The organism is Pseudomonas sp. PvP089, from assembly GCF_017875165.1.
GTDB classification, from domain to species: Bacteria; Pseudomonadota; Gammaproteobacteria; order Pseudomonadales; family Pseudomonadaceae; genus Aquipseudomonas; species Aquipseudomonas fortuita.
Genome location: NZ_JAGGME010000001.1, coordinates 3,694,138 through 3,718,073, shown reverse-complemented (window position 1 = coordinate 3,718,073; position 23,936 = coordinate 3,694,138). Strand labels below are relative to the sequence as shown.

20 protein-coding genes are annotated in these 23,936 nt (G+C 61.7%); 11 read left to right on the top strand and 9 right to left on the bottom strand.

The features are described 5' to 3' along the window. Positions 1 to 18: 18 nt before the first annotated feature. The 9 genes from J3A71_RS16980 (at position 19) to J3A71_RS16940 (ending at position 11,097) form a co-directional block, all read left to right on the top strand. On the top strand, positions 19 to 777 hold the full coding sequence (locus tag J3A71_RS16980; RefSeq protein WP_096426004.1) for a 5-oxoprolinase subunit PxpA: 759 nt from the start codon (positions 19 to 21) through the stop codon (positions 775 to 777). Between the two features lie 90 nt (positions 778 to 867). After that, on the top strand, positions 868 to 1,755 hold the full coding sequence (locus J3A71_RS16975; protein WP_023049312.1) for an allophanate hydrolase subunit 1: 888 nt from the start codon (positions 868 to 870) through the stop codon (positions 1,753 to 1,755). Next, positions 1,752 to 2,723: a biotin-dependent carboxyltransferase family protein gene (locus J3A71_RS16970; protein WP_024717963.1), complete on the top strand. Its 972-nt coding sequence runs from the start codon at positions 1,752 to 1,754 to the stop codon at positions 2,721 to 2,723. Before J3A71_RS16975 ends, J3A71_RS16970 begins: the two co-directional genes overlap by 4 nt. Before the next feature lie 217 nt (positions 2,724 to 2,940). Next, the gene (gene icmH / locus J3A71_RS16965; RefSeq protein ID WP_096426005.1) at positions 2,941 to 3,822 is read left to right on the top strand and encodes a type IVB secretion system protein IcmH/DotU; all 882 of its coding nucleotides are present in this window, start codon (positions 2,941 to 2,943) and stop codon (positions 3,820 to 3,822) included. Positions 3,823 to 3,835: 13 nt separating this feature from the next. Beyond that, positions 3,836 to 5,920, top strand: a complete 2,085-nt coding sequence (gene tssI / locus J3A71_RS16960) for a type VI secretion system tip protein TssI/VgrG (protein ID WP_209953058.1) — start codon at positions 3,836 to 3,838, stop codon at positions 5,918 to 5,920. Further along, the gene (locus J3A71_RS16955) at positions 5,920 to 6,843 is read left to right on the top strand and encodes a hypothetical protein (RefSeq protein WP_096426007.1); all 924 of its coding nucleotides are present in this window, start codon (positions 5,920 to 5,922) and stop codon (positions 6,841 to 6,843) included. Before tssI ends, J3A71_RS16955 begins: the two co-directional genes overlap by 1 nt. Further along, a complete protein-coding gene (locus J3A71_RS16950; RefSeq protein ID WP_096426008.1) occupies positions 6,840 to 10,034 on the top strand; it encodes a T6SS effector BTH_I2691 family protein in 3,195 nt (1,064 codons plus the stop codon). The genes J3A71_RS16955 and J3A71_RS16950 overlap by 4 nt, the downstream gene beginning before the upstream one ends. Beyond that, positions 10,031 to 10,846, top strand: a complete 816-nt coding sequence (locus tag J3A71_RS31480; protein WP_231995329.1) for a DUF6708 domain-containing protein — start codon at positions 10,031 to 10,033, stop codon at positions 10,844 to 10,846. Before J3A71_RS16950 ends, J3A71_RS31480 begins: the two co-directional genes overlap by 4 nt. After that, positions 10,843 to 11,097: a PAAR domain-containing protein gene (locus J3A71_RS16940; RefSeq protein ID WP_016499958.1), complete on the top strand. Its 255-nt coding sequence runs from the start codon at positions 10,843 to 10,845 to the stop codon at positions 11,095 to 11,097. The genes J3A71_RS31480 and J3A71_RS16940 overlap by 4 nt, the downstream gene beginning before the upstream one ends. A gap of 206 nt (positions 11,098 to 11,303) precedes the next feature. Here the strand turns inward: J3A71_RS16940 and J3A71_RS16935 are convergent, their stop codons facing one another. Beyond that, a complete protein-coding gene (locus J3A71_RS16935; protein WP_095117170.1) occupies positions 11,304 to 12,149 on the bottom strand; it encodes a TIGR03915 family putative DNA repair protein in 846 nt (281 codons plus the stop codon). Beyond that, positions 12,140 to 13,360: a putative DNA modification/repair radical SAM protein gene (locus tag J3A71_RS16930; protein ID WP_096426009.1), complete on the bottom strand. Its 1,221-nt coding sequence runs from the start codon at positions 13,358 to 13,360 to the stop codon at positions 12,140 to 12,142. Before J3A71_RS16930 ends, J3A71_RS16935 begins: the two co-directional genes overlap by 10 nt. Positions 13,361 to 13,505: 145 nt before the next feature. Between J3A71_RS16930 and mqo the strand changes: the two genes are divergently transcribed. After that, positions 13,506 to 15,083, top strand: coding sequence for a malate dehydrogenase (quinone) (gene mqo, locus J3A71_RS16925; RefSeq protein ID WP_023048175.1), 1,578 nt, complete (start codon positions 13,506 to 13,508; stop codon positions 15,081 to 15,083). Positions 15,084 to 15,101: 18 nt separating this feature from the next. Here mqo and J3A71_RS16920 read toward each other — a convergent pair whose 3' ends face one another. The 5 genes from J3A71_RS16920 to J3A71_RS16900 are packed head-to-tail and all read right to left on the bottom strand — an operon-like array spanning position 15,102 to position 19,978. Next, positions 15,102 to 16,631, bottom strand: a complete 1,530-nt coding sequence (locus tag J3A71_RS16920; RefSeq protein WP_096426010.1) for a glycosyltransferase family 39 protein — start codon at positions 16,629 to 16,631, stop codon at positions 15,102 to 15,104. A gap of 3 nt (positions 16,632 to 16,634) precedes the next feature. Then, entirely contained in the window at positions 16,635 to 16,907 is a 273-nt protein-coding gene (locus tag J3A71_RS16915; RefSeq protein ID WP_016486575.1) for a lipid-A-disaccharide synthase N-terminal domain-containing protein, read from the bottom strand. Then, positions 16,904 to 17,647 carry a glycosyltransferase family 2 protein gene (locus J3A71_RS16910; protein WP_016486576.1) on the bottom strand — a complete coding sequence of 248 codons (744 nt, stop codon included), beginning with the start codon at positions 17,645 to 17,647 and terminating at the stop codon, positions 16,904 to 16,906. The genes J3A71_RS16915 and J3A71_RS16910 overlap by 4 nt, the downstream gene beginning before the upstream one ends. 34 nt (positions 17,648 to 17,681) lie before the next feature. After that, entirely contained in the window at positions 17,682 to 18,656 is a 975-nt protein-coding gene (locus J3A71_RS16905) for an NAD-dependent epimerase/dehydratase family protein (protein ID WP_023048172.1), read from the bottom strand. Next, a complete protein-coding gene (locus J3A71_RS16900) occupies positions 18,644 to 19,978 on the bottom strand; it encodes a UDP-glucose/GDP-mannose dehydrogenase family protein (RefSeq protein ID WP_209953056.1) in 1,335 nt (444 codons plus the stop codon). The genes J3A71_RS16905 and J3A71_RS16900 overlap by 13 nt, the downstream gene beginning before the upstream one ends. Positions 19,979 to 20,222: 244 nt before the next feature. Here J3A71_RS16900 and J3A71_RS16895 point away from each other — a divergent pair, with 244 nt between their 5' ends. Then, positions 20,223 to 21,269 carry a class I SAM-dependent methyltransferase gene (locus J3A71_RS16895; RefSeq protein WP_096426011.1) on the top strand — a complete coding sequence of 349 codons (1,047 nt, stop codon included), beginning with the start codon at positions 20,223 to 20,225 and terminating at the stop codon, positions 21,267 to 21,269. A gap of 108 nt (positions 21,270 to 21,377) precedes the next feature. On the opposite strand, the gene J3A71_RS16890 is transcribed toward J3A71_RS16895, so the two are convergent. Together J3A71_RS16890 and J3A71_RS16885 are read right to left on the bottom strand one after the other, a co-directional pair. After that, the gene (locus tag J3A71_RS16890; RefSeq protein WP_003248123.1) at positions 21,378 to 22,622 is read right to left on the bottom strand and encodes a saccharopine dehydrogenase family protein; all 1,245 of its coding nucleotides are present in this window, start codon (positions 22,620 to 22,622) and stop codon (positions 21,378 to 21,380) included. A gap of 33 nt (positions 22,623 to 22,655) precedes the next feature. Then, entirely contained in the window at positions 22,656 to 23,753 is a 1,098-nt protein-coding gene (locus J3A71_RS16885) for a carboxynorspermidine decarboxylase (protein ID WP_016486580.1), read from the bottom strand. Between the last annotated feature and the right edge of the window lie 183 nt (positions 23,754 to 23,936).

The window sequence follows — 23,936 nt, the reverse complement described above, 5'->3', positions numbered from 1 at the left end:
GCACCAGGAGAGACGGTCATGCAGGTGGTGGATTTCAACTCGGACATGGGTGAGGGATTTGGTCCGTGGACTATTGGCGACGGTGTCGACAGCGAGCTGATGGGCTATATAAGCACGGCCAACATCGCCACGGGCTTTCATGCCGGCGACCCCGGCACCATGCGCCGCACCGTCGAGCGGGCCAAGGCCCTCGGCGTGGCGGTGGGGGCGCACCCGGGCTTTCGCGACCTTGTCGGCTTTGGCCGCCGGCATATCAACGCGCCAGCCCAGGAACTGGTCGATGACATGCTCTATCAGCTGGGCGCACTGCGTGAAATTTCCCGTGCTCAGGGGGTGAGTCTGCAGCACATCAAACCCCACGGCGCGCTTTACATGCACCTGGCGCGCGACGAAGAAGCCGCCCGCCTGCTGGTGGAAAACCTGCGGGTGATCGAGCCGGAACTGCTGCTGTACTGCATGCCGGGCTCGGTGATCTGCCGTGTTGCCCAAGCACTTGGTCAACCGGTGGTTCGCGAGTTCTACGCCGACCGTGAGTACGACCTGAGCGGCTCGATCGTATTCACCCGCAATGTGCGGGGCCATGAGCCCAAGGCGGTCGCCGAGCGCGTGTTGCGGGCATGCCAGCAAGGCCTGGTGCGTACGGTCGAAGGGCAGGACCTGGCCATCGAATTCGACTCCATCTGCCTGCACAGCGATACCCCGGGTGCACTCGACCTGGTCGAGGCCACACGCAGGGCGCTGGACGCGGCCGGTATTGTGGTGCGTGCGCCACGCTGAACCTGTGAGGTATCCGGCACAGACAAGCCGGAGCCCGTGCATTTTGTTTTCGCCTGCCTTTCTATAAAGATTCCAAGAAAAGGAACAGTCATGGCCGAACCGCTTGCTACAACCCCGATCCGCTACAGCTTCGGCGCCGACGAGCACCTGTTTGCCGAAGTCAGCGAAAGCATGTCGCTGGAAGCTTTCTTCAAGGGCATGGCCGTCACCCGCGCAGTGGAGCGGCTGGCGCTTGATGGTGTGCTGGACGTGTGCCTGGCCAATGCCTCGTTCCAGATCCGCTTCGACCCGGACCGTATCGCGCCGCAGGCGCTGCTTGAAGCGGTGCAAGGTGCCGAAGCCCAGGCTGTGGCCGAGCGTTCGTTGCAGACGCGGATCATCGAGATCCCGGTGCTGTACAACGACCCCTGGACCCATGAGACCCTGATGCGTTTCCGTGACCGCCACCAAGACCCGGCCAGCACGGACCTGGAGTACGCGGCGCGCATAAACGGGCTGGCGGATGTCGATGCTTTTATCGCCGCCCACAGTGGTGCGCCGTGGTTTGTGTCGATGGTCGGCTTCGTGGCTGGCCTGCCCTTCATGTTCCAGATGGTCGAGCGTGATCGGCAGCTGCAGGTACCCAAATACCTGCGCCCGCGTACTGACACGCCCAAGCTTACCCTGGGCCATGGCGGTTGCTTCGGTTGCATCTACTCGGTGCGTGGGGCGGGGGGCTACCAGATGTTCGGCGTCACCCCGGCACCGATCTACGACCCTGGGCAAACACTGAACTACCTGAAGGCGCACATGGTGTTTTTCCGCCCGGGTGACATCGTGCAGTTCAAGCCCATTGATCGCCGGGCCTACGACCAGGCAGTGGCAGATGTGGAAGAGGGCCGTTTCGACTTGCGTATTCGCCCGGTCGAGTTCTCCCTGGATGCCTTCCTTGCCGACCCGGTCGGTTACCCCAAGTCGCTGCAGGAGGTACTGGCATGATCAAGGTACTCAAACCCGGCCTGGCCACCTCGGTGCAGGACCTGGGCCGTGAAGGCTACTACCACCTGGGCATTCCGCCGTCCGGTGCACTCGACCAGTACGCCCTGCGCGCGGCCAACCACCTGGTGGGCAACCCAGCGGGCGCAGCCGCCCTTGAGTGTGCGCTGGTGGGGCCGGAGCTGGAGTTCCAGCAGGATGCGCTGGTGGCGGTATGCGGTGCACAGATGCCCGCTTTGCTGGAGGGCCGCGAGCAGCGCCCCGACACGGCATTTGCGGTGCGCGCCGGGCAGGTGCTGCGCTTCGGCTTTCCCACGGCGGGCGCCCGTGCCTACCTGGCCGTGGCCGGTGGTATCGATGTACCTGAGGTGCTCGGTAGCCGCTCCACCTACGCGCTGGGGGCATTGGGCGGGTTCCAGGGGCGCAAGCTGATGGCAGGTGACGTGCTGCCGGTTGGTGTGCCCAGCGGCACGACCCGCGCCGGCGCAAGCCTGCCCATGGCCCTGCGCCAGGCCCTGGGCGGCGAGGTGGTGGTGCGGGTGGTGCCGGGGCTGTACTTTCATCGCCTGACCGAAGACGCAGCACAAAGCTTCTTTACACAGGCCTGGACAGTCGGCTCCGAAGCGGACCGTATCGGCTATCGCTACAAAGGCGGCAGCGCCTTGGGTTTCCAGCCGCGGGAGCAACCGTTCGGTGCCGGCTCGGACCCGTCCAACATCGTAGACAGCTGCTACCCGATCGGTTCTATCCAGGTGCCAGCGGGGCTGGAACCGATCATCCTGCACCGTGATGCGGTATCGGGTGGCGGCTACGCCATGATCGGCACGGTGATCAGCGCCGACCTCGACCTGATCGGCCAGATGCAGCCCAACCAGCAGGCAAGGTTCCTGGCGGTGAGCCTGGAGCAGGCGCTGGAGGCGCGGCGATCATACAAGAAGAAACTGGCCTGCCTGGCCAGGCTCTTTGGCTGAGCGCAACGCGCTTGTGGAAGCGTTGTGCGATCCCTGCAGGAGCGGAAAACCCGCTCTTTCAGGGCCCTATTCTCTAGCAGGATGCTGCCAGGGAAATGTTTGGAAACTAGATTCAGAGAAGGATCCTACAAGCATTTGGGAAGCCCCAGACTCCTTGGAGAATTGATTCCCCGATAGTGTTCATGTCTTCAGTTTTCTCGAAGACAAGGACCCCTTCATGCCCGGCCCATCCGATCTGCCTCCGGTAAAACCCGACAGCGCTGTCGATGCCCATGACGCTTCAGAACGCAGCGTTTACGCGATGCTCGAAGTGCCGGAGGGTAGCGATTCACCCTATCCGGCTGACCAGGGGCAGCGAGCAGGTGACCCGGATGTTGAAGGTTACCCCGGCGACCCGGAGTTCCAGCTGCGTGGCGGCTTCGAAAACCTGATGCTCGACGCGGCGAGCCCGCTGTTCGGTCTGGTCATTCGCCTGCGTACGCTGGATGACCTGCCCAACATCGCCTATGTGCACAAGACCGTGCAAAACCAGGTCAGCAACATCCGCGAAGAAATCCAGCAGCACGGCTACCCCATCGTGCACCAGGAAGTCTATTCCTATGCCCTGTGCCTGTATCTGGACGAGGCCGTGATGAGCCGCCCCTGGGGCAACAATTCGTGCTGGAGCCACGAGCCGCTGCTCAGCATCTTCCACGACGAAACCCAGGGCGGCGAAAAGATCTTCGTGCTGCTCGAACGGGTCATGCAGGCGCCCAAGGAATTCCAGGATGTCCTGGAGTTCCTGTACTACTGCTTCTGCCTGGGCCTGCGGGGCAAGCACGCCCTCGACCCCAAGTGCGAAGACATCATCAACGCCTTGATCTCGCGCATGCACACGGTCATCCGCGAACTGCGTGGCCCCATGCCGCAAGAGGTGTGCGACCCCTACACCAACGTCGTTCATTGCCCCCACCGCCCGCGACGCTGGGAGTGGCCCTGGTGGAGCCCGCTGGTGATCTCGGCCGTCGCCATGGTCTGCGCTTACAGCTACTACAGCTACCGCCTTGACCTGCTCACCGCCGAAGTCCTGGAATCGCTCGACGCGATTCTGCAGCAGTAGCAGGGGACGCCACATGCCTAGCCAATCCGATTTGCGCTTTACCTTCCAGCCGCTGGTGGGCCGGAGTGAATTCGAAGTGGTGTCGTTCGAGCTGGACGAAGCCATCAGCACGCCTTTCCAGCTGAAGCTGGAACTGGTCAGTTTTGAAGACGATGTCGACTTCGGTCAGTTGCTCGACAAGCCGGTGCTGTTTACGATCTGGCACGGCGAGCGCCCGCTGCGCTACGTGCACGGCCTGGTCAGCACCTTCAGCCAGGGTGAAACGGGCTTCCATCGCACCCGTTATCGCGCCCTGGTCGAACCCGTGCTGGCCCGCGCCGGGCTGCGCTCGAACTGGCGCATCTTCCAGCAGAAAACCGTGCCGCAGATTCTCGAGATCATGCTCAAGCGCCAGGGTATCACCGGCTACGAGCTGAGAAGCATCGACAAGCACGAGGTGCGCGAGTTCTGCGTGCAGGCCGGTGAAACCGACCTCGACTTCATCGCCCGCCTGGCCGCCGAAGAGGGTTTCATCTACCGCTTCGAGCACACGCCAAAACTGCACAAGCTGCTCATCACCGACCGGCTGCTGGGGCTGGGGCAGCTCAGCCAGGGCGCCATCAAGCCCGATGACGATGACGAGGACGAAGGCTTTTTCGAGCCGGACGACACCGACCCCAACCAGGTGCTGTACCACGCCAACAGCGGCGGCGATCAGGCCAGGCCGTGCCTGCGCCGCCTGCGTTACAGCGAGCAGGTACGTACCGCGCGCCAGGTGCAGCGCGACTACACCTTCACCCACCCGGCCTACCGCCAGGAGCAGCGTGCCGAGGGCAGCGACCTCAGGCACCAGTCCACCACGTACGAGCGCTTCGACTACCCCGGTCGCTACAAGCGCGAGGCCGTCGGCGCCCCCTTCACCGCCACCCGCATCACAGCCTGGCGCCATGACGCCCACCTGGCCGAGGTCGAAGGCGACGATGTGCGCCTGCAACCGGGGCTGAGCTTCACCCTGATCGGGCACCCGCGCGAAGACCTGAACAGGCATTGGCGGGTAAGCCGCGTGCACCACGAAGGCACCCAGTTCACCAGCCTTCAGGAGGAAGCTGCAGGTGCCCGGCAAGGTACCCGCTACTGCCAAGAGGCTGTGCTGGTGCCCGGCAGAACCGAATGGCGCCCGGCGCCGTTGCCCAAGCCGCGCATCGACGGCCCGCAGATGGCAACGGTGGTGGGGCCCAAGGGCGAGGAGATCTACTGCGACCCATGGGGCCGGGTGAAGGTCAGCTTCCCCTGGGACCGGGAAAGCCAGGACAACGAGTTCAGTTCCTGCTGGGTACGCGTGTCGCAAGGCTGGGCCGGCGGCAGCTGGGGTTCGATGGCCATTCCGCGCATTGGCCAGGACGTGATCATCCAGTACGTCGACGCCGACCCGGACCAGCCGATGATCACCGGGCGCACCTACTGTGGCAATCAGCTGCCGCCGTATGACCTGCCCAAGCACAAGACGCGGATGACCATCAAGAGCCAGACCCATAAGGGCGATGGTTTTAACGAGCTGCGTTTCGAGGATGAACTGGGCAAGGAGGAAGTGTTCATCCATGCCCAAAGGAACCAGGTCAATGTGGTGGGCAATGACGAAACCACGACTATTGGGCGCAATCGCGTGGAGCAGGTCGGTAATGATGAGCAACTGAGCATCGGCAGCAACTTCCGCCAGGACACGGCCCGTGACCATACCCAGGTCATTGGGCAAAACAGCCGTGTGGACATCAAGCATGACCTGAACGAACAAGTGGGCAACAACCGCAGCCAGACAACGGGGGCCAACCAGCGGGTTGTCATCGGCAACAACAGCGAGCTTGTGATCAAAGGGGCTCAATCGATCAGCGTCGGGCAGGGGGTGCAACAACGCACGACGGTCTATCAGTTGCTGGCCAGTGAACGCATCGAGTTCAGAAGCCCTGGCGCCAGCATCGTGCTGGATGCCCAGGGCATTACCATCAGCGGCTTGACACTCGACCTGCAGGGGCAGACCAAGGCGACTGGCGAAGGGAACGCCAGTAGCGAGCCACTTGAGCTTACGCCTGACGCCAGCAACCAGTGCGAGGCCAAGTCGTGATGAGTAGCGAGGCCTTGGCCAACATCATAGAAGGGCACTATGCGGCGCACCTGCATTGTCATGTACTGATAGACCCCCTTGCCATCGCGGGTAGAAGCGACCATGCACTGCTTGCACAACTGCGCGAAGCGTTGGGCGAGGCCGCGTTGACCCGAGTGCACAGGGCCGATCTGGCCCATGCACCCCACCTGCACCCGGTGCTGGTATGCCTGGCCTCACCCGGAGCGATGCCCAGCCGCACGCTGCTGGAGCTGACCGCGCGCACAGCGCAAAGAGGGCTGCATCAGCGCCGTCGCTACCTGAGCGGCTGGCTGTTCAGTGAGGCTGCGCCGGTCACCCTAGCCGCCCATGTCTCGGCCCTGTGTCGAATACCCAATGCCGAGCGGGCGTTCAGCTTCTATCCGGTCTACGAACCTGTTCGCCTGGAATTGCTTGCAGCAACGTTCGAACGGGTCGAGCAAGGCCCGTGGTGGCCGGTCAGCAACTGGCTGTTCCTGAGCAGTGGCGGCAGATTGTCGAGCCTGAAAGGGCAAAGCGGGCAGCGCCATCCTTTGCCGGGGCCTGCCCGGCGCATCCAGGATGACGTGCCGTTGATCGAGCAAGTGCTGGCTATGTGGAGAGTGTTGCGCGCGGGCTCGCAGGACGCGAGCCATTGCCAGATACCGCCATTTGCCGCCGTGCGTGCATCCAACCATATCGATGACGCTCGCAGACTGGGCTTGAGCACACAGGAAGACATTGTGGTGTTTGCCCTCCATCACCTGTGCATCCACCCCAGGCTCCATACCGTTGCCGCGGTGCGCAGGATGGTAGACGCCGCCGTCGGCGATCACCGACCGCTCGCCCCGATGCTCGCCCGCTACTCCGAGGCGCAATGGTGCCATCTGATCGATCCCCTACCTGAAGCCGAGAGGCGCTTATGACCCTCAGCCAACGTATCGCCATTGCGGCAGCCGAAACCGGGCTGCCGCACGACCAGTGCATGTCCTGCGAGCGCCAGGGCCTGCCGATCCTGCCGCTGCGCCGCGCCTTGGTGCCGGATGCGCGCCCAGGTTGCGTCACCACCGTCGCCGGTAGCCTGCACGTTACAGCCAAGATGGGCCTGCGCACCTTGCGCATGGGTTACCTGTATGTGCTGCTGGACCAGCAGGTCTGGCATGCCTACGAAGTCAGCGAACAGGGCCATCTGCGCCGCTTCAACCCCTACGAACCGTCAGAGGGCCTGCCCGCATCGCTGCCCGAAAAGTGCGTGAATGAAAACCACGACATTCCTTCATCCTTCCTGAACATCGATACCGACCGGTATGGCACAGCCTGGCTGGCCTTCTCCAGCGATGCCTGGCCGGTCAGCGTGCTGAATGCCTACAAGAAGGGCCAGGCACCTGCACATCGCTTCGAGGGGATTGACCTGACCCAGGCGCGTAACAACCCAGAATTACTGGGCATTGCAATGACGCCGGATAACCTGCAGGTCGACAAGGATGTGTTCGAGTACGCCCAGCATGGGTGCTCGCCGTTTGACAGTGCGCATGGCTTTCACACTCGCAAGCTGCGCAGGTTTGCCTTGAAGGGATACCTGGTCAACGCGATGAACCGGCACACGCTGGAGAACGGCGTGCTGGCAGTGGTGCTCGACGATACCGTTGGCCTGATTCAGGAATTCAACCATCAGCGGTTGACCTGGGTGGTGAAGCGCCAGGTCTGGCGTGAGGACCCCATGCGTGCCTACCAGCTGCAGACCTCGCAGATCCTGCAAGTCATTCGTGCCACGCAGCGAGAGTGGGCGGCGCAGAAGGTGCCTTCGCTGGAGCCGATGGCGGGTAGAGGGCCGTTTGTACCGGTTGATCCGACGGTAGAGCGGCTGCGCATGGTCGAGCAAGCGATGAAGGACAGCGACGATAAACTCGAACAGCGCTACCACGAACCGCAACGGGCGGCGTTCCAGGCCGGGTATGACCAGCAGGAAGCCGAGTTCCAGCGCTTCATCGACAAGGACGCCCGTGCTTACGCCGCGCTGTTCGACACGCCCATGTTCAAGGTGGCCGAGCAGTACGATTACGACGGTGATCATCGTGAGTCTGGCGTGGCGTATGCCAAGACCATGGCCTTATGCCTAGGTGGCGGTATTACCGAGGCGGTGGCGTCCGATGTGAGTCCCGCTGCCGGCACCAGCGAAACGCTCTGGCAGAAATGGCTACAGGATCCTGATAGCCCTCCCTATCGCGCGTTGTTGATGCGTGACCGTGCGTTGTTGGCCGGGCTGCTTCCCAGCTTTTCCGACGTCACCAACTGGAATGACAGCGACAAGCTCTACGGCATGCTGAGCAAGATCATTGCGAGCGACGACGCCGGCTTGCGCATGCGCAACACCCTCAAGCAGGCCATTGCCGAAACCCAAGGCGCGCTCAACGCCGCCAGCCAACGCTTGTCGCCCAATTTGCCACCTGGCATTCAGACCGCCGTGCGGCACCTGAACAGTGCAACCCAGTTCCTGTACAACGGCGTGCACCTCATCGAGCTGGAAGTGAAGATGAAGCTGGGCGAGTACTACGCCCTGCAGAGTGCCCATTTACGCGAATTGCAGCACAAGGCCAATGCCTCGATTGCCGAGGCCAGGGACCGGATGCATCGCAACATCGCTGACATCGACATTCATTCGACCAAGGCCTGGAACAAGGTGCGGCCGATCATCCAGCACGGGTTGATGAGCCTGGCCGTGCTGGACCCGCGGTTTACCAACACCATGATTCGTGTCTCGGTGTGGGTCGAGGGTACCGCGGCGGACGTGCATGGTCGGTTGTTTGAGGAAGCCAACATGAAGGTAACTCAGGCAAGCAGCTTGGCGCAGCGTACCTTGGTGGAGGTCTCGGTCGCGGCGGGGACGCTCGAGTCGAATGCGCGAAAGGTGTTGCAGGGCATGCGTATTACTTCCCAGCAGGCGGCGCAGTTGGTGCGAACCGGGTTTCGCGGCTTGCGGGGTGTGGCGGGAAGCTGGGAAGTACTGCTGGCGATTGGAGGGCTGTACTTGCAATCCGACAGCCTCGCCAGAAATCAGGAAAAAGCGGAAGCGGGGATTGGGTCCAAGGCGCATGAGGCCAGTTTGGCGTTGCAGGGTTCGCAATTGGGGTTGCTGGGCGGGCAAATTGAGCTGATTGGGCTCGTGCTGAGGTCAATACCCGGGGCTAAGGGCGCGGCGGGAACTGGTGTTTCGCTAATCAAGTTTGGTGCAATTATTAGTGCAATAGCCGGGATATTTGATACGGCGCAAGCATTTGCTGCAGCAAAGCGCGTGCTAGCAGCAGGAGACAACAGAGCCGGAGCTATATATATCGGGGCGGGATTTGGGCTCACCGTTTCAACTGGCGTATTTGTGTATGCAGTATTTAAACCGCTTATATTAGGGCCTTTAGGGTTGGCAGTGATGCTGGCGCTCACGGCGTACGCAATCAGCAAGTGGGCTGAAGGAAACGAATCTGTAGCCTTGGAGCGATGGGCGCGACGCTGCTGCTTTGGCAAAGCTGATGAGAAGCCAGCCGTATTCTGGGGCAGCCCGGAATATGCGGATATTGCGTTTGCAGAGCTTAATGCGGCGACCCTGGGTGTTTGCGCGGCGATTAACTTCGAGTCCAATCGGTCAATCAATTCGGCTGCGCCCAGGATAGGAGGGTTGGTCAGTTTGGAGTTAGAGCATAAACTTAAATTTCAAGTCGTGTTACCTGGTTACAGTGATGAATGCTCAGCTTTTCGCTTGGTCCTCGTAGTGCATCGGCATGGTGATGGCACTTTTCCCGACTTCTTTGGTGGAGAAACTGTGCTTGTGGATGAATATCAGGCTCTCCCGATTGAGGCTCTCACTAAAGCGGCAAGATTTTCTGGTTTTTCTCAGCCAAGACTACCCGACTATAGAAAAAATATTTCAGTGAATAGAAAGCGTAAATCCGAGAGGTCAGAGGATTTGGCAATATCTTGGCTGGAAATCACTGGGGCTGCAGAACTAATGCCGACTATCGGGTCGCACACCATAGGTGCTGCGACGCTGCTAGTAATGTACTGGCCAGATACAGCGCTGCCGGATGCTTATATTGAGATTTGCGTCAAGGAGCTTAACGAGTGAAAGCCAAGCCTAGAGCTCTTTGGGATAGAGCTTTGTTTTGGAGCTATGATCTGCCTGATGTGAGTTCGCAGTCAGCCCCGCGTTTTGGTGTTGAGGATGTTAAGCCAGCGCCGAATTATCTTGATGATGTGTGCCTAGAGCTTCCGAGGTCGAGTGTCAGCTTGCGTGGTGTTGCGGCTCTGGTAGGAGGGGCAACTTTAGTCATATCATTTGGAATGGCCATATATCTATATTCGCTAATGTTGAATGTTAATTGGTCGCGTGATTGGTTTGTTTGCCTCGTCATGGTTTTATTGCCGCCGATCGCCATGTGGGCACTTGCATCCCATGTAAAGATGGACCTGATGCTCCCAAGGGACGAACCCATTCGTTTCAATCGCCTGCGTCGGAAAATCTATCTCTACCAATTTAGATTCAACTACATCTATCTTTTCAGCCGCAAACACTGGGGCGTTAAACCTGTCGCCTACAACTGGGACGATGTAACCGCCGAGGTCTACCGCGTCTATGCCCCCGGCCACGGCGGCCTGATAGAAAACGTCATGCTGTCGGTCCGCAACCCTGAAACCAACGAAGTCATCGACCGCGTCTTCTTCACCCACGACCTTTACCACGGCGAGGCCTACTGGGCCATCGCCCGGCTGTTCATGCAACAAGGCCCCGAAGCCCTGCCAAAATTCGTGCACCCACCCCGCGACTGGAACGACGACGATGGTCTGAGCCACATGCACTGCCTGGCGCCAAAGGTTGAATGGCCGGCGGATATTGACCGCGAATCCCGTACTGCACCCTCTGAAGGAGAAGCCCTATGAATCCGGTTGTACTTGTAGGCCACCAACACAACTGTCCGCTGCATGGGGTAAACCAGGTCGAAAGCGGGAGCGCTACGTATACGTTTAACGGCAGGCCGGTTGCCAGGGTAGGTGACCGGACCACCTGTGGCGCGGTGATAGAGAGTGGGGCCGGGCATTTCCTGATCGAAGGTGCGGCGGTGGCCCGCAAAGGCGACCGGACGGATCACGGTGGTGTGCTTGAGGAAGGGGATGCTGGGTGGCTGCTGTAAGAGGGGCTTGTGAAGCAGGTATTGAAGTGGATGGCACCGGCTACGCCGGTGTTCGCGGCTAAAGCCGCTCCCACAAAGATGGTGTGTGACCTGGACTTGCGCCGTACCAGCAGGCAACGCGGTGGATGGCCCGGGCTTCGCTCGCTCCCACAGTGATCGTGCAAGCCTTAGGACGCCATGCAAGACAACGTGAGACAGTTAGTTTTTCAGCTATCTGCTGGCGCGTTGATCTGTTTGCCGGGTTTGGCGGCAATTTCAAGGGCTTGGCCGTCCCGCTGTTTGCCTTGGCGGGCCAGGCCTTCGAGTTGCGGTATCAGCATGCCTTCCGGCAAATGCCGCCAGAACCGCCCGGGCATGTGCAGGCGCAGGGCATCGGGGTTGAGGCGGGCGGGGTTGAAGGTATGGCGGTAATAGGTGCGCCATAGTTCGGCACCTGGGTCTTCAGCGTTGCGCGCCCATTGCTGCCAGCGCTCGGGGCACCGACGTTGGTAATCGAACACCTGTCCGTCGAACCGAATGCCATCCTGTGGTGTGGCGATCAACCAGCGCAAACGCCCCAGGCGATCGGCAAAATGGGGGCTGGCACTCTCCAGAATGTCATGCGCCGGTTCGTGGTAGGCGACCAGATCAAGTTGCAGCCGTTCTGCCAACGCTTCTGGCAACGGCACGAAGCGCACAAACGCATGCAGGTGATGCGCCTCTCGGCTGACTTGCTTGATGCGCCGTTGCAGTTCACTGCCCAATCGGTCGCCCGCCAGCATGGCCGTGCGGTCACCATGGGCCACCCGCCAGAGCACTTCGTACAACAGGTTCCACCGTTGCTCGCCGCAGTAACGCGCAGCCTGCTCCAACTGGTTCAGCAGCGCGGCAGGCACCTTGGCGCGAAAAGGGCCAGGGCCTTCGGGGGGCGACGCAGGCACTGCCAGCAGGTCTGCCATCGGGCCTTGTGACCAGGTGACTTGCGAAGGGTCGATGCCATGCCCGAGCAACACACGGGCCTGATCCCGCCACGTGACGAACCGGTCATCGCAGTTGAGCGCCATCATCCCCACAACCCCATCTGCACGGGTGCCTGCGGCTCCCGCAAACGTGCCCGCAGCAAGCCGCTGCGCAGCTCCCCCTGGGCTGGGCGGTAATCGCTGGTGACGATGAACGGCCGCGCCTTGTCCAGCACGCAGCGCAACTGGATCAGGTCGTCATAGCGGATTCGCCGTTCCCGGCGCAGCGCGACCAGGCGTTGCACGCTACGCAGACCAATACCGGGAATGCGCGCCAGCAGCGCAGGCTCGGCGCGGTTTACATCCAGCGGAAAAACGTCACGGTTGGCCAGCGCCCAGGCCAGCTTGGGGTCGATATCCAGCGCCAGGTTGCCGCTTTGCCCAAGCAGCTCACCCGCCTTGTAGCCGTAGCCACGCAGCAGGAAGTCGGCCTGGTAAAGGCGGTGCTCGCGCAGCAGCGGTGGGGCAGCCAGGGGCACGCTGCCCGGGCTGTCGGGGATCGGGCTGAAGGCTGAGTAATACACGCGCTTCAGGCCGTAACCTTGGTACAGCGACTCGGCATTGCGCAGCAGGGTGCTGTCGTCGGTGCTGTCGGCGCCGACGATGACCTGGGTGCTTTGCCCGGCAGGGGTGAAGCGCGGGGCTTTGGGTTCGTTGGCCACGGCTTGCTGGCCCTGGTGAATGACGCCCATGGCCTGACGGATGGTATGCGCGTGTTTTTCTGGCGCCAGGCGCTTGAGGCTGGCTTCGGTGGGCAGTTCGATGTTGACGCTGAGGCGGTCGGCTAGGCGGCCAGCCTCTTCGATCAGCAGCGGGTCGGCATCGGGGATGGTCTTGAGGTGAATGTAGCCGCGGAAGTTGTGCTCTTCGCGCAACAGCCGAGCTACGCGGATCAGCTGTTCCATGGTGTAGTCCGCCGAACGGATGATGCCGGAGCTGAGGAACAGGCCGCTGATGCAATTGCGTCGGTAGAAATCCAGAGTCAGGCTTACCACTTCCTCAGGGCTGAAGCGCGCGCGGGGGACGTTGCTGGAACGGCGATTCACGCAGTACTGGCAGTCGTACAGGCAGAAGTTGGTCAACAATACCTTGAGCAGCGATACGCAACGGCCGTCGGGGGTGTAGCTGTGACAGATACCCATGCCGTTGGTGGCGCCCAGGCCGTCGCCGCCGCGCGAATTGCGCTTGGGCGCACCGCTGCTGGCGCAGGATGCGTCGTACTTGGCGGCGTCGGCAAGGATGCCGAGTTTGGCGATGAGTTGCATGGGGCTATCTCTGCGTACTGAATATTCATACAGTATTTTGAGGCGTGACTGATTGCAAGTGGTTGTGCGTAAGCCATGCCCGACTAAATCCGTCAGCTAAGCTTGAGGCTGGACTTTCGGATAGCAACGAGGCGCGGAAAAGGTTATGAAAATTACCCTGAAGCCGGAGCTGGCACTGGCCGGGCTGGCCTTGGCCTTTGGCATGCTCAACGCCCAGGCTGCGGAAACCAGGAAGGTCGATGTCATGCTGGTGGGCGGTGGCATCATGAGCGCCACGCTGGCGGTCTGGCTCAACGAACTGGAGCCGGGCTGGTCAATGGAAATGGTCGAGCGCCTGGACAAGGTGGCAGAAGAAAGCTCCAACGGCTGGAACAACGCAGGCACCGGCCACTCGGCCCTGGCCGAACTCAACTACACCCCGGAAAAAGACGGCAAGATCGACATCAGCAAGGCGGTGGAGATCAACGAGTCGTTCCAGATCACCCGCCAGTTCCTGGCCTGGCAGGTCAAACAGGGGGTTTTGAAGAACCCGCATTCGTTTATCAATACCACGCCTCACATGAGTTTCGTCTGGGGTGACGACAACATCCGCTTCCTGAAGAAGCGCTATGAAGCGCTGCAGGCCAGCCCGTTGTTCAAGCCCATGCAGTACTCCGAGGACCATGAGCAGATCCGCAAATGGGTACCGTTGATGATGGAAGGGCGCGACCCAAACCAGAAACTGGCGGTAACCTGGACCCCGATTGGCACCGACGTCAACTTTGGCGAGATTACCCGGCAATATGTGGGCTATCTGCAGACCCGGCCGAACTTCGATCTCAAGCTGTCCACCGAGGTACAGGAAATCACCCGTAACGGCGACGGTTCCTGGCATGTCGAGTACAAGAACCTCAACGATGGCAGCAAGGCGGCCACCGACGCCAAATTCCTGTTCATTGGTGCCGGCGGTGCGGCGTTACCCCTGCTGCAGAAGTCGGGTATCGACGAAGCCAAGGACTATGCGGGTTTCCCGGTCGGCGGTTCGTTCCTGGTCACTGATAACCCGGCCATCGCCCAGCGGCACATGGCCAAGGCCTACGGCATTGCCGCCACCGGTGCGCCACCCATGTCGGTGCCGCACCTGGACACCCGGGTGCTCGATGGCAAGCGCATGATCCTGTTCGGGCCGTTCGCCACCTTCTCGACCAAGTTCCTCAAGCAAGGCTCGCTGCTCGACCTGCTTGCCAGTACCAGCGTGCACAACGCCTGGCCGATGGTACGGGTAGGGGTACGCGAGTTTGACCTGGTGCAGTACCTGGTCGGCCAGGTGCTGCAATCCGACAATGACCGCTTCGAAGCGCTGCGCACCTACTTCCCCGAGGCGAAGAAGGAAGACTGGCGGCTGTGGCAGGCGGGCCAGCGGGTACAGATCATCAAGAAGGACGAGGCATTGGGTGGCGTGCTCAAGCTCGGTACTGAGGTGGTGATGTCCAGGGACGGTAGCATCGCCGGGTTGCTAGGTGCCTCGCCGGGGGCCTCGACCGCGCCACCGATCATGCTCGATGTGCTCAACAAGGTGTTCAAGGACAAGGTAGCAACGCCGCAATGGCAGGGTAAGATCAAACAGATCATCCCGTCCTACGGAACGCGCCTGAACGACCACCCCGACCAGGTATTGAAGGAGTGGGCGTACACCAACGAGGTGCTGCAACTCGATCCGCCAGCCGGCACCGCTGCGCCGTAGCACGGCGGGGCGCAGGTTTTAACGAGCCACGGGCGCGTCTGCCCAGGCAAAGCGGTAGACGTGGCTCGGGGGAGTGGTTTGGCACATGCCGTTGTCGGCATCGGCACGCACTACATACCACTCAGCCCGCGAAGTCTCACCAAGCTTGCGGGCCTTGTCGGCACTGAAGCAGCGGCCCAGTTCAGAGGCCGGGATCAGGGCGAAGGCGGTGGGGTTGTGGCGCAGCCAATAGATCGCCGCATCCGCCCTGGATTGTCCGGTAAAGCCGAAATGCACGATGGGCTGTCGGGCAAACAGCCAATGCCCTTCGCGCCAGTTGACCAGCACCAGCTCGGCACCGCCGGTGGCGCGTGCCGCTTCGCTCATCAGCGTTTCATGCGGGTTGCGGCCCTCCTTCAGCGGCTCGACGAAGCCGCGGGCGAACCACAGCGCGAACCATAGCAGGGCCACGGCGACAAAGGCTTTGCGCCAGGCCGGCCGGCCCAGCAACCAGCGTTTGAGCAGCCACGGTATCAGCGGGGCGATGGCCAGCACCAGGCCCGGCAGCGCTGGGAAGATGTACAACTTGCGCTTGCCGCTGCTGAGGCTGAAAAACAGCAGCACCAACGCCACCCAGCCGAGTAGCAGCAAGAAGCGCCCGTCGCGCTTTTGCAGCTGGCGTCGCCAGGCCGGTACCAGCCAAGGCAGGGCCAGCACCAGCGGCAGCCAGTACTTGGGAATGACCTTGACGAAGAAGTACCAGAATGGCTCGCGATGGTCCCAGGCATTGGTATAGCGGCTGGCGGTCTGGCGCAGCAAGATTTCCTTGAGGTAGGCCAGCTCCGCTGCGCCACCGCCCTGGGCGATCGACATCAGCAGGGGCACAAGCCACACCGCGCAACCGGCCAGCAGGCAAAGCAGCCCAAGGCTCCAGCGCCAACCCTGGCCAGGCATGGCCACAACGCCGTGCCCGCCTTGGCGCACCGCCCAGGCATAGGGCAGCAGCATCAGCGCCGGGACAAAGCCCACGCCTTTGCTGATGATGCCCAGCCCCATGGCCGCACAGGCCAGGTAGAACCAACCCCACGCCGGCCCCAATAGCAGGTGGCGCACCATGCCATAGAAACCCAACGCCACCCACAGGCACAGGAAGCTGTCGATCTGTCCGGTGCGCAGGATGCTGTAGCTCTGGTAGGTGGCCAGGAACAGCAAGGCGGCGATCACGCCAATGCGCCGGTTCCACAGGCGCCGCCCCAGGTCGTGCAGCACCCAGGTGATGGTTGCCGCCGACATCAACCCGGGCAGGTAGAGGGCAACCTTGGGCGAGCCGGTCAGTTGGCTGAACAGGGCCACGGTCCACATGAACAGCGGCGGCTTGTCGCCGTAGATTTCCGCTGCCCGGTGGGGGATGAACCAGTTGCCGCTTTGCAGCATTTCCAGGGCTACGCCGAGAAAGCGCTCTTCATCCACATTCATCGGCTGTCGCCAGCCGATACCTGCACCCACCAACACTACGGCGAGGGCAATCAGGGCCAGGCGTTCGGCCCCAAGCGTCTTGAACCTCGGCAAGGGCTATTCCTTCTGTTCCTGGTGGCGGGCGATCAGTTGCAGGTTGCGCAGGTAGACCAGAAAGCCGAAGCTCTGGCCGATGATGAACACCGGGTCCTGGCGGTAGATGGCGTAGGTCAGCAGCAGCGCACTGCCGAGCATGCTCAGGTACCAGAAACCTACCGGGATCACGCTGCGGCGCTTGAACTCGCTGTACAGCCACTGCAGCACGAAGCGCCCGGTGAACACCGCCTGACCGGCGAAGCCGATGATCAGCCACAGGGTTTCGCGGGTCATCCTTCAAACTCCTGCGGGCGGCTGCCCAGGCGGGTGCGGCGAATCAGCCACCACACCCCGAACAAGTCGAGGATGCCGACAAGGGCGCGGTCCAGGTTGCCGTACTTGGACACCCCGGCATGGCGTGGTCGGTGGTTGACCGGGTGCACCAGCATGCGGCCGTTGTGGCGCAGGATCAGGGCCGGGATGAAGCGGTGCATGTGATCGAAGTAAGGCAGGCGCAGGAAGGCTGCGCGCTCGATCAGCTTCAGCCCGCAGCCGGTGTCTGGCGTGGCGTCTTTGAGCAGGCGGCTGCGCAAGCCGTTGGCAACACGCGAAGCCCAGCGCTTGCTCGCGCTGTCTCGGCGGTTGACGCGGTGCCCGGCGACCAGTTTCACGCCACCGGCCAATGCCTGGTTGGCGCGCACCAGGTCGAGCATGCCAGGGATGTCTGCCGGGTCGTTCTGGCCGTCGCCGTCGAGGGTGGCCAGCCAGTGGCCGCGGGCAGCCTGCGCGGCGTGCCAAAGCGAGGTGCTCTGGCCCAGCGAGCGTTCGTGGCGCAGTATGCGCAGCTGCGTGTAACCCTGGCTTTTCAGTTGCTGAAGTACGCTCAGGGTGCGATCGCTGCTGCCGTCATCGACCACCAGTACTTCATAGTCTTCGGCGGCCAGTGCGGCGCGGATTTCCATCAACAATGATGGCAGGTTGTCGACCTCGTTCCTGGCGGGGATCAGTACCGAGAGGTCAAGTGGATCTGTCATGAGGCTACCTGTGGTCTTGTTGTGAGTGCGCGGCTCAAACCCGGTAAAAATCCCGGTACCAGCCAACGAAAGCGTTAATGCCGTGTTCCAGCGATGTGCCCGGGGTGAAGTCGACCCAGCGCGCCAGCGAGCCCACATCGGCCCAGGTCTCCAGCACGTCTCCCGCTTGCAGTGGCAGGTAGTCGCGCTGGGCCTTGATGCCCAAGGCGTCCTCCAGACACTCGACGAAATGCAGCAGCCGCACCGGCTGGCCGCGACCGATGTTGAACAGCTGGCAGGGCGGTCGCCCGTGGGCAGGCTGTGGTGGCTTCAGGCGCAGGCGCAGGATGCTTTCGACAATGTCGTCGATGTAGGTGAAGTCGCGCCCCATCAGGCCGTTGTTGTAGATCTCGATCGGGCGTCCTTCGAGCATGGCGCGGGTGAACTTGAACAGCGCCATGTCGGGGCGGCCCCAAGGACCGTAGACGGTGAAAAAGCGCAAACCCGTGGTCGGTAGGCGATACAGGTGCGCATAGCTGTGCGCCATCAGTTCATTGGCGCGCTTGCTGGCGGCATAGAGCGACACCGGCTGCTCGACCGGATCGTCGACGCTGAACGGCAGCTTGGCGTTGGCGCCGTACACCGAGCTGCTGGAGGCGTAGATCAAGTGGCGCGGCGGTTGCTGGCGGCAGGCTTCGAGCATATTGAGGAAACCGACCAGGTTGGCCTGGCCATAGGCGCCGGGGTTGTCCAGCGAATAGCGCACCCCGGCCTGGGCCGCCAAGTGGATCACTTCACTGAACGCCTGCCCGCTGAACAGCTGTTGCAGGTCGACGCTGTTGGCGATGTCGAGGGGCTGGAAGCGGAAATTGGCGAAGCTGGACAGCTGTTGCAGGCGCGCCCGTTTCAGCTCGACACTGTAGTAGGCATTGAGGTTGTCGATGCCGATCACCTCGATGCCAGCCTCGCACAGGCGGCACGCGACGTGGAACCCGATAAAGCCGGCCACACCGGTAATCAGTACGGGCATGCTGGCTGCACCTGGCCGCGGCCGATACCGTAGTAGGTCAGGCCGGCGGCGGTCATGTGCTCGGGTTCAAACAGGTTGCGGCCGTCGAACACCACTCGATCGGCCAACAGCTCCTGCATCTTGTCCAGATTCAGCACACGATAGTCCTGCCACTCGGTGACGATGACCAGCGCATCGGCGCCTTCCAGTGCATCGTCCTTGCACGGCACCAGTTGCAAATCGGCGCGCAGGCCGTAATGCCGAAGGATTTCGTCCATCGCCTGCGGGTCGTGGGCCTGTACTCGCGCGCCAGCAGCCCACAGCGCTTCCAGCAAGGTTCGGCTGGAGGCTTCGCGGATGTCATTGGTGTTGGGCTTGAACGACAAGCCCCACAGGGCGAATACCTTGCCCCGCAGGCCATCGGGATAATGCCGCTGGATCTTGCTGAACAGCCGACCCTTCTGATGTTCGTTGACCGACTCCACCGCACGCAGCAACTGCGCCTCGAAGCCTTCAGCCTCGGCGCTGCGGCGCAGGGCTTGCAGGTCCTTGGGGAAGCACGAGCCGCCAAAGCCGCAGCCGGCGTAGATGAAGTCGTAACCGATGCGCGGGTCGGAGCCGATGCCGCGGCGCACCATTTCGATGTCGGCCCCCAGGTGCTCGGCCAGGTTGGCGATTTCGTTGATGAAGGAGATCTTGGTCGCCAGCATGCAGTTGGCCGCATACTTGGTCAGCTCGGCGCTGCGTGCATCCATGATCATGAGTTTTTCGCGGTTGCGGCTGAACGGCAGGTACAGCTCGCGCAACAACGCCACCTCGGCCGGTTCGGCGCCGCCGATGATGATGCGGTCCGGCCGCATGCAGTCGTCCACGGCCGAGCCTTCCTTGAGAAACTCCGGGTTGCTGATTACCTGGAAGCGAGCGGGGGCGGCGACGGACTGGGCTATGCGCGACTTGATGCGGTGCACCGTGCCGACCGGCGCGGTGGACTTGTTGACGATCACCGCGCCGTCAGCGTGTTCGAGAATGCTGTCGACCACGGCGAACACCTGCTTCAGGTCAGCGCTGCCATCGGCTTGCGGCGGTGTGCCGACTGCAATGAACTGCAGCCTGGCGTAGTTGGCTGCTGCCCTGGCGTCAGTGGTGAAGCGCAGGCGGCCACAAGCCAGGTTTTTTTCCAGCATCGGCGCAAGGCCGGGCTCGAAGATCGGGCAATGGCCTTCATTGAGGGTGGCGACCCGCTCAGCGTCGACATCCATGCACAACACCGAGTGCCCCACCTGCGCCAGGCACACTGCCTGGGTGAGGCCGACATAGCCGGTACCGAAAACCGTGACTTTCATCGTTCAGCTCCTTGATAGGAAAGCTGAAAAAAAATGTCACAGTGTTGTTTAGGTTTTGTTACCTGATGGATGAATTGAGCCGCTATGTGGTCGGGATCCCGTTGCGTGCGGGCAGAAGATCTAGACTTACCCAGTGCTCGCGATAACGCGCTGTAGGGCGAGCACAAACCCTTGAACCGACCACCGCCTCCCCGGATCGGAGTTCCCTCGCTGGCGATGGCCTTCTTGCAGAGGAGGGCAGGTCATGGACGAGGCAAGGCTTCACGATTTCATGGGCAAGGTGGTGGGCGACATGGGCGCAGCGGCGACCCTGGCCAATGTCATCCTGGGCGACGAACTGGGGTTGTATCGAGCGATGGCCGATAGCCAGCCAATTACCCCCGAAGCGCTGGCGGAAAAAACCGGCTGCCATCCGCGGCTGGTGCGCGAATGGCTGAACGCCCAGGCCGCTTCGGGTTACATGGCACACGTCAAGGGCTCTTTTGTGCTGCCCGAAGAGCAGGCCATGGCCCTGGCGCTGGAGGACTCCCCGGCTTATATGGCCGGTGGGGCCGCCGTGATCGCTGCGCTGTTCCATGACAAGGACAAGCTGGTCGCGGCCATGCGAGGCGATGGCGGGCTGGCCTGGGGGGACCACCACCCCTGCATGTTCAGCGGTACCGAGCGGTTTTTCCGACCCGGCTACCGTACGTTTCTGGTCGCTGAGTGGTTGCCAGCGCTCGAGGGTGTGGTGGCCAAGCTACAGGCGGGGGCCAAGGTCGCGGATGTAGGCTGCGGGCATGGCGCCTCGACGCTGGTCATGGCCCAGGCGTTTCCAGCGTCTACCTTCGTCGGCTACGACTATCACGGGCCTTCCATCACCACCGCCAACGATCGTGCGCGTGAGGCGGGGCTAGCCGAGCGGGTGAGTTTTCAGCAGGCCAGTGCGAAGGATTACCCGGGGCATGACCATGACCTGGTGTGCTTCTTCGATTGCCTGCACGACATGGGCGACCCGGTGGGGGCGGCCAAGCATGCCTATCGGGCGTTGAAGGCTGACGGCACGGTCATGCTGGTAGAACCTTTTGCCGAGGATTCGCTGGACGGCAACCTGACGCCGGTAGGGCGCTTGTTCTACGCAGCCTCTACCTTCATCTGCACGCCGAATTCGCTGTCGCAGGAGGTGGGCTTGGGGTTGGGTGCGCAAGCCGGTGAGGCGCGCTTGCGGGCGGTGTTCGAGGAAGCGGGGTTCGGCCGCTTCCGGCGTGCGACGCAGACACCGTTCAACCTGATTCTGGAAGCTCGGAAGTAGGGTGTGGTCCTGCACGGGCCTTTTCGCGGGCTTGCCCGCTCCCACAGGATCATTAAAGGGCCTGGAAACGCAGAAGGGGCGCCATGTGGCGCCCCTTCTGTTTGTTGCTTAGGCTTCAGCGTCCCAAGGACGATCGCCTTTTTCATCTTTGACGCGGGTTGGCAGGCCCATCACGTCAAGCGCCTTGAGGAACGGCTCGGCTGGCAGCTCCTCGACGTTGACCATGCGCTTGGCATCCCATTCGCCACGGGCAACCAGCAGGGCGGCAGCCACTGGCGGTACACCGGCGGTGTAGGAAATGCCCTGGCTGTCGGTCTCGGCGTAGGCTTCTTCGTGGTCTGCCACGTTGTAGATGAACACTTCGCGCGGCTGGCCATCCTTGGTGCCTTTGACCAGGTCACCGATGCAGGTCTTGCCGGTGTAGCCAGGGGCCAGGGAGGCCGGGTCTGGTAGAACGGCCTTGACCACTTTCAGCGGTACCACTTCCAGGCCTTCGGCCGTTTTTACCGGTTGCTCGCTGAGCAGGCCCAGGTTCTTCAACACGGTGAACACATTGATGTAGTGCTCGCCGAAGCTCATCCAGAAACGCACGTTCGGCACGTTGAGGTTCTTCGAAATCGAGTGAACTTCGTCGTGGCCGGTCAGGTAAAGGTTCTGCGAGCCTACCACTGGCAGGTCGTCGGTACGCTTGACCTCGAACATGGTGTTGCTGGTCCACTGGCTGTTCTGCCAGCTCCACACTTGCCCGGTGAACTCACGGAAGTTGATTTCCGGGTCGAAGTTGGTGGCAAAGTATTTGCCATGCGAACCGGCATTGACGTCGAGGATGTCGATCGAATCAATGCTGTCGAAATACTGCTGCTGCGCCAGTTTGGCGTAGCTGTTCACCACACCCGGGTCGAAACCGACGCCGAGAATGGCGGTAATGTTCTTTGCCTGGCACTCTTCGAGGTGTTTCCACTCGTAGTTGCCATACCACGGCGGGGTCTCGCAAATCTTGCCCGGCTCTTCGTGGATGGCGGTGTCCAGATAGGCGACACCCGTATCGATGCAGGCACGCAGCACCGACATGTTGAGGAAGGCGGAACCTACGTTGATCACGATCTGCGATTCGGTCTCGCGGATCAGCGCCTTGGTTGCCTCGACATCGAGGGCATTGAGCGAGAAGGCCTGGATGTCGGCGGGTACCTTGAGGCTACCCTTGGCCTTGACGCTGTCGATGATGGCCTGGCATTTGGAGATGTTCCGTGACGCGATAGCGATACGACCCAGTTCGTCGTTATGCTGCGCGCACTTGTGGGCCACCACCTTGGCGACACCTCCTGCACCAATGATAAGAACGTTCTTCTTCAATTTACCTTTTGCTCCTTACTTGGAAAGCCGGCCTTACGACAGGCTGGAAACGTAGTCTTCGAAACCGAACTCGCGGACGACTTCGACGCTGCCGTCGAGTTGCTTGACCACGATGGATGGCATCTTCAGGCCGTTGAACCAGTTTTTCTTGACCATGGTGTAACCCGCCGTGTCGATGAACGACAGGCGATCGCCAATGGCCAACGGGCGATCGAATTGGTACTCGCCGAAAATGTCACCGGCCAGGCACGACTTGCCGCAGACCATGTAGGTGTGCTCGCCGTCGTTGGGGGCCATCTTGGCGTTGAGGCGGTAGATCAGCAGGTCAAGCAGGTGTGCTTCGATCGAGCTGTCGACCACGGCCAGGTGCTTGCCGTTGTACAGGGTGTCGAGCACGGTCACTTCCAGCGAGGCGCTGTTGGTGATGGCTGCTTCGCCCGGCTCCAGGTACACCTGCACGCCGTACTTTTGCGAGAAGGCTTTGAGGCGCGCGCAGAAGGCGTCTACCGCATAGTCTTCACCGGTGAAATGGATGCCGCCACCGAGGCTGACCCACTCGACCTTGTGCAGCAGGTGACCGAAGCGCTCTTCGATGTGCGTGAGCATCTTGTCGAACAGGCCGAAGTCGCCGTTCTCGCAGTTGTTGTGGAACATGAAACCGGAGATCTGTTCGATCACCTGCTCGATCTTGGCAGGGTCCCATTCGCCCAGGCGGCTGAACGGACGTGCCGGGTCGGCCAGCAGGTAGTCAGAGCTGCTGACCTGCGGGTTGACGCGCAGGCCGCGCACTTTGCCTTCGGACTGTTCGGCAAAGCGCTGCAGCTGGCCGATGGAGTTGAAGATGATCTTGTCGCAGTTCTCGAGCATTTCCTCGACCTCGTCGTCGGCCCAGGCCACGCTGTAGGCGTGGGTCTCGCCGGCGAACTTCTGGCGGCCGAGCTTGAGCTCGAAGAGGGAGGACGAGGTGGTGCCGTCCATGTACTGCTGCATCAGGTCGAACACCGACCAGGTGGCGAAGCACTTGAGGGCGAGCAGCGCCTTGGCACCGGAGTGTTCGCGCACGTAGGCGATCTTCTCCATGTTGCTGAGCAGCTTGGTTTTATCGATGAGGTAATACGGCGTCTTGATCATTTAAAGGCCCCCGGCCAGGCCGGCCAAAAAAAGGACACGCATTGTGCCTTCACTTGCCGCAGACCGAAAGGGTGCGATACGCATTTCGTCAGGGTTGACGCCGTTGCGAGGGCATTTTTCCGGTTGCGGCGGGCTCAGTAGAACAGGCGCATGTGACTGTCGTAATCACCACCGACGGGCGGC

Bases quoted from the DNA above. Each gene is read 5' to 3' on its own strand.
- J3A71_RS16905 (WP_023048172.1), bottom strand. From the start codon at position 18,656: ATGCCCGTACTGATTACCGGTGTGGCCGGCTTTATCGGGTTCCACGTC.
- J3A71_RS16975 (WP_023049312.1), top strand. From the start codon at position 868: ATGGCCGAACCGCTTGCTACAACCCCGATCCGCTACAGCTTCGGCGCC.
- J3A71_RS16955 (WP_096426007.1), top strand. From the start codon at position 5,920: ATGAGTAGCGAGGCCTTGGCCAACATCATAGAAGGGCACTATGCGGCG.
- J3A71_RS16910 (WP_016486576.1), bottom strand. From the start codon at position 17,647: ATGACAGATCCACTTGACCTCTCGGTACTGATCCCCGCCAGGAACGAG.
- J3A71_RS16950 (WP_096426008.1), top strand. From the start codon at position 6,840: ATGACCCTCAGCCAACGTATCGCCATTGCGGCAGCCGAAACCGGGCTG.
- J3A71_RS16970 (WP_024717963.1), top strand. From the start codon at position 1,752: ATGATCAAGGTACTCAAACCCGGCCTGGCCACCTCGGTGCAGGACCTG.
- J3A71_RS16895 (WP_096426011.1), top strand. From the start codon at position 20,223: ATGGACGAGGCAAGGCTTCACGATTTCATGGGCAAGGTGGTGGGCGAC.
- mqo (WP_023048175.1), top strand. From the start codon at position 13,506: ATGAAAATTACCCTGAAGCCGGAGCTGGCACTGGCCGGGCTGGCCTTG.
- J3A71_RS16900 (WP_209953056.1), bottom strand. From the start codon at position 19,978: ATGAAAGTCACGGTTTTCGGTACCGGCTATGTCGGCCTCACCCAGGCA.
- J3A71_RS16940 (WP_016499958.1), top strand. From the start codon at position 10,843: ATGAATCCGGTTGTACTTGTAGGCCACCAACACAACTGTCCGCTGCAT.
- tssI (WP_209953058.1), top strand. From the start codon at position 3,836: ATGCCTAGCCAATCCGATTTGCGCTTTACCTTCCAGCCGCTGGTGGGC.
- J3A71_RS16915 (WP_016486575.1), bottom strand. From the start codon at position 16,907: ATGACCCGCGAAACCCTGTGGCTGATCATCGGCTTCGCCGGTCAGGCG.
- J3A71_RS16980 (WP_096426004.1), top strand. From the start codon at position 19: ATGCAGGTGGTGGATTTCAACTCGGACATGGGTGAGGGATTTGGTCCG.
- J3A71_RS16885 (WP_016486580.1), bottom strand. From the start codon at position 23,753: ATGATCAAGACGCCGTATTACCTCATCGATAAAACCAAGCTGCTCAGC.
- J3A71_RS16930 (WP_096426009.1), bottom strand. From the start codon at position 13,360: ATGCAACTCATCGCCAAACTCGGCATCCTTGCCGACGCCGCCAAGTAC.
- icmH (WP_096426005.1), top strand. From the start codon at position 2,941: ATGCCCGGCCCATCCGATCTGCCTCCGGTAAAACCCGACAGCGCTGTC.